1 protein-coding gene is annotated in these 441 nt (G+C 48.1%); it reads left to right on the top strand.

Features of this window, described 5'->3' with window-relative positions; translation table 11 throughout:
- Positions 1 to 2: 2 nt before the first annotated feature.
- A partial coding sequence (locus tag AAC854_RS23145) for a lysis protein (RefSeq protein WP_340619135.1) occupies positions 3 to 441 on the top strand: 439 nt, incomplete at its 3' end.

Raw genomic sequence — 441 nt, 5'->3', positions numbered from 1 at the left:
CTATGAACTGGAAATTACAGGTTTTCTCACTCGTTGGCGTTGCGTTGCTAGGTTTTCTTTGTAATTACCTGATTGACGAAAATATTGAGTTAGGGAAAGAGAATAAGTTACGCAGCCAATCCCTGTCAGAACAAGTCACCATCAACACCACCCAGCAAGAGCGCATCAAGCAACTCCACGAACTAGATACCCGACACACTCAGGAACTCGCCAATGCCAAGATTGAAATCGATACTCTTCGGGCTGATGTTGCCGCTGGTCGTCGCAAGTTGCGCATCAAAGCCACCTGTCCCGTGCGTGAAACCGCTACCTCCGGCAGCGTGGATGATGCAACCGCCGTCGAACTCACTGGAGAAACTGGATCAACTGTTCTCGATATCCGAGAAGGTATCATCAACGACCGGGCAAAACTAAGATATTTGCAGGATTATGTTAGAAGTC

It is taken from the genome of Xenorhabdus entomophaga (genome assembly GCF_037996725.1).
Classification (GTDB): Bacteria; Pseudomonadota; Gammaproteobacteria; order Enterobacterales; family Enterobacteriaceae; genus Xenorhabdus; species Xenorhabdus khoisanae.
This window is presented reverse-complemented; position numbering and strand designations above follow the sequence as displayed.